The organism is Micropruina sp. (assembly GCF_027492755.1).
GTDB lineage: Bacteria > Actinomycetota > Actinomycetes > Propionibacteriales > Propionibacteriaceae > Micropruina.
In genome coordinates this window covers 1-3,493 of sequence record NZ_JAPUED010000192.1, presented here as the reverse complement: position 1 = coordinate 3,493, position 3,493 = coordinate 1, and the positions used below count along the sequence as shown (strand labels likewise).

Annotated in this window: 4 protein-coding genes; 2 read left to right on the top strand and 2 right to left on the bottom strand. The window is 66.6% G+C overall.

What is annotated here, in order from left to right; all coding sequences use genetic code 11:
* Positions 1-175 precede the first annotated feature (175 nt).
* Positions 176-520 (bottom strand): hypothetical protein, encoded by a 345-nt coding sequence (locus Q0066_RS13440; protein WP_298133725.1) that lies wholly within the window; start codon positions 518-520, stop codon positions 176-178.
* A gap of 162 nt (positions 521-682) precedes the next feature.
* Entirely contained in the window at positions 683-1,099 is a 417-nt protein-coding gene (locus tag Q0066_RS13435; RefSeq protein WP_298133723.1) for a VanZ family protein, read from the bottom strand.
* A 99-nt stretch (positions 1,100-1,198) separates the two neighbouring features.
* On the opposite strand from Q0066_RS13435, the gene serC reads away from it, so the two are divergent.
* Both serC and Q0066_RS13425 read left to right on the top strand, forming a co-directional pair.
* The gene (gene serC / locus Q0066_RS13430) at positions 1,199-2,278 is read left to right on the top strand and encodes a 3-phosphoserine/phosphohydroxythreonine transaminase (RefSeq protein ID WP_298133721.1); all 1,080 of its coding nucleotides are present in this window, start codon (positions 1,199-1,201) and stop codon (positions 2,276-2,278) included.
* Between the two features lie 15 nt (positions 2,279-2,293).
* Positions 2,294-3,463 carry a phosphoglycerate dehydrogenase gene (locus tag Q0066_RS13425; RefSeq protein WP_298133720.1) on the top strand — a complete coding sequence of 390 codons (1,170 nt, stop codon included), beginning with the start codon at positions 2,294-2,296 and terminating at the stop codon, positions 3,461-3,463.
* The last annotated feature ends 30 nt before the right edge of the window (positions 3,464-3,493 follow it).

Here is a 3,493-nt window from a genome sequence, read left to right as displayed (position 1 = left end):
TCACTTCCAATTGCCTTCTATCAAGATTGAGGGAGTCCGAGCCGGCGACGAAACACGAGCGCCATTCCTGAGGCCGGGCAACTGCCGCAACTGTTCGATCGGTGTCCCCTTCGGCGACGAGCGGTGTCGGGGCTGGTCCTCAGGATCCGCAGCGGCCACGCGGGACCACGACCGCCTACTCACCATCGCCCCCCATGACCTGCCCGACAGGGGTGAATACCACCAGATACCTTTCAAGATTCTTGCGCGCCGTCGGCTTGAGCGCCAGATCACGGTTGACGCCGCGGCTCATCGCATAAACATCGACTCGGTGAGGGCCGCCGTGCGCCGGACGGAACATCACGAAAGGCTCCTTGCCATCCTCGTCGGTGGCGAGCGGTTCATGAATGGTGATGCAGGTTGATCCGTGCTCTTCCCAGGCCACGCCGTTGTCGTACTGGTCGGCAACGGCGACGAGGACTGGACCCATGTGAACGCCGGTAGCGATGGCGATCCCCGAGCCTGCGACGGTCGGCGCCACCAAAGGGGGCACCTCGGCATGCGCGGGCCAATCGGGGAATGGCGCAGCATCCGACACAGGCACTAAGTAGATCAGGGCCGCCTCTGCCCGAATACGCACGAAATCACGGGAACGAGACCTCGAATCCGTCATTCTTGTGCGTCCTCTCGCGCTTGCAGTGCGTCACCGACGCCGGCGCCAGGCCAGCCATACTGCCGTGGCCACCAGAACTCCGGTCAGGTCGGCGAGCGCGTCCCACACATCGCCGTCCCGATTCGGCAAGAACAGTCCCTGCACGATCTCGCTGATCACCGCGTGGGCTGCGAACACCAGGGCCGGCCACCAATGCCGGACCACCAGCATGGCCAGCAGGGTGGGCACGGCGAAGCCGAAGAAGTGCAGCAGTTTGTCCGAGTTCGGGAACCATTCCGAGGCGCCCGGCTCACCTGGTGTGTACAACCCGTACAGGTGGGCGGCCAGCGCCAGCACCAGCGCAACGACCAGGGCGATCCGCAGCCATGCCGGGCCGGACGGCGCGCTCAACCCCCCAGCACCCTCGGACACCTCGGAACGAGTGACTGGATTCGAGCGAGCACGCACCGGCCCAGTGTGCCAGGGTCACCGACGGGCGGCCGTCCGGGCCTGACCGAAAACGGCGGACTGGCGAAGCCCCACGCGCAACGCTGGAAGAATCGACTCATGCGCGTCTACAACTTCTCTGCCGGCCCCGCCATGCTTCCCGAGCCCGTTCTGCAGCGGGCCAAGGACGAGCTGCTCGACTGGGACGGCTCCGGGATGTCGGTGATGGAGGTGTCGCACCGCAGCAAGGAGTTCATCGCCTGCGCCGAGCACGCCGAAGCCACCCTGCGCGCCGTCATGGACATTCCGGACAACTACAAGGTGCTGTTCCTGCAGGGTGGCGCGATGGGACAGTTCGCCGCCGTCCCGCTGAACCTCGCGGCCGACGGAGACGCCGCCGACTACCTGAACACCGGCGACTGGTCGGCCAAGGCCATCGCCGAAGCCAACAAGTACGTCACCGCCCGGGTGATCGCCGACGAGAAGCCGGACAACTACATCCGGGTGCCTGCCGCTGGCTCGTTCCAGGTGAACGGTGATGCCGCCTACCTGCACTACACGCCGAACGAAACCATCCGCGGCGTCGAGTTCGGCTACATCCCGGACGCCGGCGACGTCCCGCTGGTCGCCGACCTGAGTTCGACGATCCTGTCCCGCCCGATCGACGTGTCGAAGTTCGGCCTGATCTATGCCGGCGCCCAGAAGAACATGGGGCCGTCCGGCATGTGCGTGGTGATCGTCCGCGACGATCTGCTGGAGCGTGCCCGGCCCAGCACGCCGTCGGTGTGGAACTACGCCAAGATGGCAGCCAACGGCTCGATGTTGAACACCCCGCCGACCTTCGGCTGGTACCTGCTCGGCCTGGTCTACGAGTGGGTGCAGGCCCAGGGCGGGCTGCCCGCGATGGCTGAGCGCAACAAGGCGAAGGCTGACGCGCTGTACGGCTTCATCGACGCCTCCGACTTCTACAGCAACCCCGTCCAGGCCGACAGCCGGTCGTGGATGAACGTGCCGTTCCTGGTCGCCAAGCCCGAGCTGGAGAAGACCTTCGTCGCCCAGGCCGCGCAGGCCGGTCTCACGAACCTGGCCGGCCACCGGAGCGTCGGCGGTATGCGGGCTAGCATCTACAACGCCATGCCCCTGGAGGGTGTCCTGGCACTCATCGACTTCATGAAGGAGTTCGAGCGCGCCAACGGCTGACGCTCACAGATCACCATGCCATTTCGCATTCGTACCCTGAACGCAATCAGCCAGGCGGGACTGTCACGGCTGCCCGGCGACCGCTACCTGGTCGGTCACGACATCACCCAGCCGGACGCCCTGCTGGTGCGGTCGGCGAGCCTGCACAACCAGCCGATCGACCCCTCCGTGCTCGCCGTCGCGCGGGCCGGTGCCGGCACCAACAACATTCCGATCGCCGAGTACTCCAAGCACGGCATCCCGGTGTTCAACACGCCCGGCGCCAACGCCAACGCGGTGAAGGAGCTGGTGGTGGCCGGGTTGTTCCTGGCCGCTCGGAACATCGTGGACGCCGCCGCCTTCGCTCACCGGCTCGAAGGCGACCACGCCACCATGGACAAGCTGGTCGAGGCCGGCAAGAAGAACTATGTCGGCTTCGAGCTGCCCGGCCGGGTGCTCGGCGTGATCGGTCTCGGTGCCGTCGGCGTCGAGGTGGCCAACGTGGCGATCTCGCTGGGCATGCATGTGCTCGGCTACGACCCGGGCATCACCGTGCAGCACGCGTGGGCGTTGTCGTCCGAGGTGGAGCATGTCACCTCGCTCGACGACCTGTTGCGGCGCTCGGACATCGTCACCCTGCACGTCCCGCTGGTGGCCGGCACCAAGGGTCTCATCGGCGCCGAGCAGTTCGCCGCGATGAAGACCTCGGCGGTGCTGCTCAACTTCGCCCGGGGACCGATCGTGGACGAGCCGAGCCTGCTGGCCGCGTTGGAGGCCAACCAGATCCGCGGCTACGTGTGCGACTTCCCCACTCCGACGCTGAACAAGCGGCCACGGGTGGTCACCCTGCCGCACCTCGGCGCCTCGACCAACGAGGCGGAGGAGAACTGCGCCCGGATGGCTGCCGACGAGCTGCGCTGGTACCTCGAGGACGGCACCATTCAGAACTCGGTGAACTTCCCCGACGCCCGGCTGCCCCGCGGCGAGGGCACCCGGCGGCTGGCGATCGCGAACAGCAACGTGCCGAACATGGTGGGTCAGATCTCCACCATGCTGGCCGAGGCCCAGCTGAACATCTCCGACCTGCTCAACAAGTCGCGCGGTGATCTGGCCTACACCCTGGTGGACGTCGAGGGCGCGGTTCCGGAGTCGCTGGTGGACCGCATCCGCAACATCGAAGGGGTGCTGTCGGCCCGGCTCCTGTGAGCCTTATGTTGGTCGAGCTTGTCGAGACCC

Excerpts from the sequence above, each read along its gene's own strand:
- serC (WP_298133721.1), top strand. The coding sequence starts at position 1,199 with ATGCGCGTCTACAACTTCTCTGCCGGCCCCGCCATGCTTCCCGAGCCC.
- Q0066_RS13425 (WP_298133720.1), top strand. The coding sequence starts at position 2,294 with ATGCCATTTCGCATTCGTACCCTGAACGCAATCAGCCAGGCGGGACTG.